General features: G+C 66.1%; 2 protein-coding genes. Both read right to left on the bottom strand.

All coding sequences use genetic code 11. The features are described from left to right. Positions 1-3,131 (bottom strand): autotransporter-associated beta strand repeat-containing protein (locus JQ633_RS35015; RefSeq protein WP_211990393.1); only part of this gene is annotated, 3,131 nt, incomplete at its 3' end. 198 nt (positions 3,132-3,329) lie between these two features. Beyond that, positions 3,330-4,442, bottom strand: a 1,113-nt coding sequence (locus tag JQ633_RS35010; RefSeq protein WP_211990392.1) for an autotransporter outer membrane beta-barrel domain-containing protein, incomplete at its 5' end; no start/stop codon positions are given.

Below are 4,442 nucleotides of genomic sequence, written 5' to 3'. Positions count from 1 at the left end.
AGATACTGCGACTGCTCCGACAACACGCCGGCCGCGTTGGCGTGGATCGAGGCGTTGCTCAGGCTGGTGAAGGCGGCGCGGGCCTGGGCTTCGCTGGCGCCCACCACCTTCTGCCACAACGGACTGCTCGTCGCCGTCGTCTCAAGCGCGTTGGCGACCACCTTTGCGTTCGGTGTCGAGGCCAGATCGGCGAAGCTGACCGCGCTGCGCGAGGTCGTCAGGTAACCGTTGAAGGCATCCGCGCTCAGGGTAAAGGCAATGAACGGAAAGTCCGCGACCGCGAGGGTCGGCGCCGTCACGGTCAAGCCACCGCCCGTCGTCAACAACGTATAGGTCTTGCCCGGCACCACCGGAGCCGATGCGGTATTGGTGTCGTGCGCGATCTCGAACACCGAGCTCTGGATGTTCGCGGTGCCGGCGACCTCGATGCGGTCGCTGGTCTGCCCGTTGATCTCCACATAATAGCGCGAGTCCGGCGCCATCGTGAGATTGCCGCCGACGTGAATGGTGCCGATCGAATTGCCCGGCGAGACGGTGCCGCCATTGATGTTGACGTTGCCGAAATTGCCGTTGCCCGACAGCGTGCCGCCCTTGTTGACGTTGACGACCGATGAGCTGGCGAGCGAGCCGTTCACGTTCAGCGTGCCGGCGTTGATGTTGGTCGCACCGGTGAATGCCTGGACGCCCGGCAGCGACAGCGTGCCGGTGCCGTTCTTGGCGAGGGTGCCTGTCCCCGACATGACACTGCCGTAGGTGCCGTCGAAGTTCTGGTCGAAGATGACGGCCGCGTTGTTCAGGATGTTGCCCTGAAGACTGGTCGAAGTGCCCTGCAACGTGCCGGCCGAGACCGTGGTGCCGGCTGAGTAAGTGTTGGCGCCGGTCAGGATCAGCGTGCCGGCACCGATCTTGGTGAGGCCGCCGAGACCGGTGATGGTGCCGGCGAACGTGCCGTCGGTCGCCTGGTCGAAGGTGACCGATCTGGCGATCTGGTTGGCCTGGTTGGTGTCGAAGACGATGTTGTTGCGCAGGCTTGTGGTGTTGCCTTGTACGACGCCGCCGTTGTTCTGAATATTGCCGGTGTAGGTATTGGCGCCGGTGAGAACCAGCGTGCCGCCGCCGATCTTGGTGATGATGCCCTGACCGCTCACGACTCCGCTCAAGGTCAGGGTTTTCGTGTCATCGACGAGGATCCCGGCCGAAGACAAGTTTGCGATCGCGACGTTGCGCGCGCTGGTGAACGTTTCGGAGGCGCGCAAATTGCCGCCGAAAAACTCGATACCCCCACCGACGGCGCCAAGCTTGGCATCGGAGGCGACCCGCAGCGTTCCGCCGATCAGCCGCGTGCCGCCGGAGTAGGTATTGGTGCCCGTGAGCTCGACTTCGCCCTGACCGCCGATCGTGAGCGTGCCCTCACCGCTGATATTGCCGCTCCAGGTGATCGGATGCATGGCGACATTGATTCCGCCCTGATCAACCACGGTCATGTTGCGCGCAAACAGGCTGGCGGCGGGGGTATCAGGGGTGGAGCCGATCGCGCCGCCGCCCGAGACGGTGACCCCGGTACCAGCCGCGCCCAGGTTGGCGTCGCTGTTGACGCGCAGCAGGCCGCGCGTCACCGACGTGCCGCCCGTGTAGGTGTTGATGCCGGTCAGGAGCGCAACACCGTCGCCGGATTTGATCAGGTTGCCGTTTCCGCCGATCACGCCGCTCCAGGTCAGGGTCTGGCCTCGGTCGACCTGGAAGTTGCCGCCGCCGGTGAAAAGCGTGACGGGCCGGTTGCTGGAGAAGGTCCCGGACGCATGGAGGCCGCCGCCGGCAAAGTCGATGTGGGTGCCTGCCGCGCCAAGCTTGTCGTCGGAGGCGATTTGCAGAAACCCGCCTTCTACCCGCGTGCCTGCCGTGTAGGTGTTGGTGCCGGTGAGCGCGAGCTCGCCCGCGCCGCGCTTGAAGAGGGCGCCGCTGCCCGACATGTTGCCGGCATAGGTGCCATTTACTCCCCCCTGCTCGAAGATGACGCCGGTATTGTTGACGATGTTGCCTTGCAGGCCGGCGGCGCTGCCCAGCAGGGTGCCGGCATTGACGGTCGTGCCGCCGGAATAGGTATTCGCACCGTTCAGCACGAGGGTGCCGGCGCCGTTCTTGACCAGCGACCAGCTGCCGCCCGTGCCGGCAGAGCCGGTCTGGTCGGCGATGGCGTCGCCGATGGTCCACGTCTGCCCAGCGGCTGGATTGGCGTTCAACGACCCGTTGCCCGAGAGGAAAATGCCTGATCCGAAGGCGGAGCCGTTCTGCGCGCCCGTGCCGGCCTTGACCGAATTTCCGGAGATGTTCAGCGCGCCCGCCAGATTAAGCGTGCCACCGTCCTGGACGAAGATTGCCCCACCCATGCCGGCGCCGCCGCCGCCTCTCGCGCTACCGCCGCGTTCGCCACTGCCGCCGCCGAAACCGCCGACACCAAGCGTGCCGCTGCCCGTGCCGCCGCCGCCGCCGCCAAACCCGCCTGCTCCGGCGACCGTTGTGGCAGAGCCGCCGCCGCCGCCACCGAAGCCACCTGATCCGCCTCCTCCGACACCGCCACCGCCTGCACCGGCATTACCATCAAAAATAAGCCCGCCATTGCCACCGTCGCCAAGCAGACCGCCACCACCACCGCTGGTCCTCAGCTGCCCGGCCGGCCCGCTCGCAACCCCGCCACCGTTGCCCCCGTTCGCCGCACTGTTCTGCAAGTTGACATTACTCACCGTCACATTGGCGCCACTCGCTACAAACAGCGCTCCGCCCAATCCGGCGCCGCCACCGCCGCCGCCGCCACTGGCGAGGCTGCCGTTGATCCCCCCGATTCCACCATTGCCGCCCTGCGCCACCGCATCGACGATCGTCAGATTGTTGATCGTGACGTTCCCTGACGCGACGTACAGCCCGCGAGATTTGCTGTCGCCGGAGAGCGTGAAGTTGCCGCCGTTGATGGTCACGTTGTGCTGCAGAACGGGCACGATGCAGAAGGCGAGGTTGCAGCCGCCCCAGGTGATGTTCGCCGTGAAGGTGATGGTGTCGTTGTCCTGAGCCTTGCCGATGGCGAATGCAAGATCCGTCCCGCTGGCAACATTGAAGTTGGCGGCAGAGGCCGGCATTGCGGCCAACACTGTGCCTGCCGCAAGGCATCTCGCCAGCACCAGCCGCGAGGTCGACGTCGACAGCCCAAATTTCCGCGCACGAGCGAATGAGCGGTGTCCAGACGATAATCCCTCAAACATGTTGCGCCCCATCTTCACACTCGACTGAAACCGTGATCGCTTCGGATTTGCCATGGACCTGCGTCCACGGTGCAATCAGAATCTCCAGCTGAAATTGCCCTTGACCATGTTGTTGTGGCTCTGATCGGCGAATTGACCGGCCCAGGAGACGCCGACCGAAGCATTCGGCGCGACCGCGAGGTCGAGACCGGCTTCGGCGACGAGCGCATCGCGCGCGATCGGCGAGCCGGCCAGCGCGAATGCCGAGCCGGACTGGAACGCCAGCGCCGCGATCGGCGTGACGTCGCCCAGCGCATGCCGCCAGCCCAGCGTGCCGCGTGCCGTGAGAGTCTGCGTCAATGCCGTGGCGCCACGCACGCCCAAGGTCGTGTAGGTGGTATCGAGCGACACAGATCCGGCCATCGCCGCAAGGCCGCCGAGCTCGTTGACGCCGCCATCGACCCGCACATAGGCGATGTTGAGGAACGGCTCGATCGCGCTGACGCCGAACGCGTAGGTGTAGCCGACCTCGCCGAAGGCCTGCGTCGTCTTCAGCGCATAGTCGCCGCGCTCGGTCTCGACGAAATTGATCGCCGCAATCTGCCGCGTGGTGCGGATGTCGTTCCACGAATAGCTGGCGCCGCCGCGCAGGCCCCAGGCGCCGAACTGGCCGCCGCCATAGAGCGCAATGTGGTAGCTGTCGCTAGAGCCTGACGCGGCAATGTCGGGAGACTTGAAGGTGGACTGGCTGTAGCCGCCGGCCAGGCCGACGCGCCAGATGCCGTTGAAGGTGACGTCAAGACCGGAGATCACGCCGCCGAGCGAGTGATCGGTCCGCGCCGCGTTGCCGTCACCATTGAGCGTGCCCTGGCTGCCCAGCGCCTGCGCCCACACCGAATAGACCTGCGCCGGCCGCGGCACGACGACGGGCGGCGGTGCCTTATAGAACGGCATATCGGCGGCGTAGGCATTGCGCGGGTCCGCATCCGCATAGGATAACGCGTTGCCGCCTTGCGCCAGCGGCGTGCCGTAGGCGAAATCCTGCCGCATCCGCCCGGTGACCGCGTCGCGCAGATATTGCGACTGCTCCGACAACACGCCGGCCGCGTTGGCGTGGATCGAGGCGTTGCTGAGGCTGGTGAAGGCGGCACGGGCCTGGGCTTCGCTGGCGCCGACCACCTTCTGCCACAACGGACTGCTCGTCGCCGT

It is taken from the genome of Bradyrhizobium tropiciagri (assembly GCF_018130505.1).
GTDB classification, from domain to species: domain Bacteria; phylum Pseudomonadota; class Alphaproteobacteria; order Rhizobiales; family Xanthobacteraceae; genus Bradyrhizobium; species Bradyrhizobium tropiciagri_B.
Note: the sequence above shows the minus strand (reverse complement) of the source record. Positions and strands in the feature narration are given on the sequence as shown.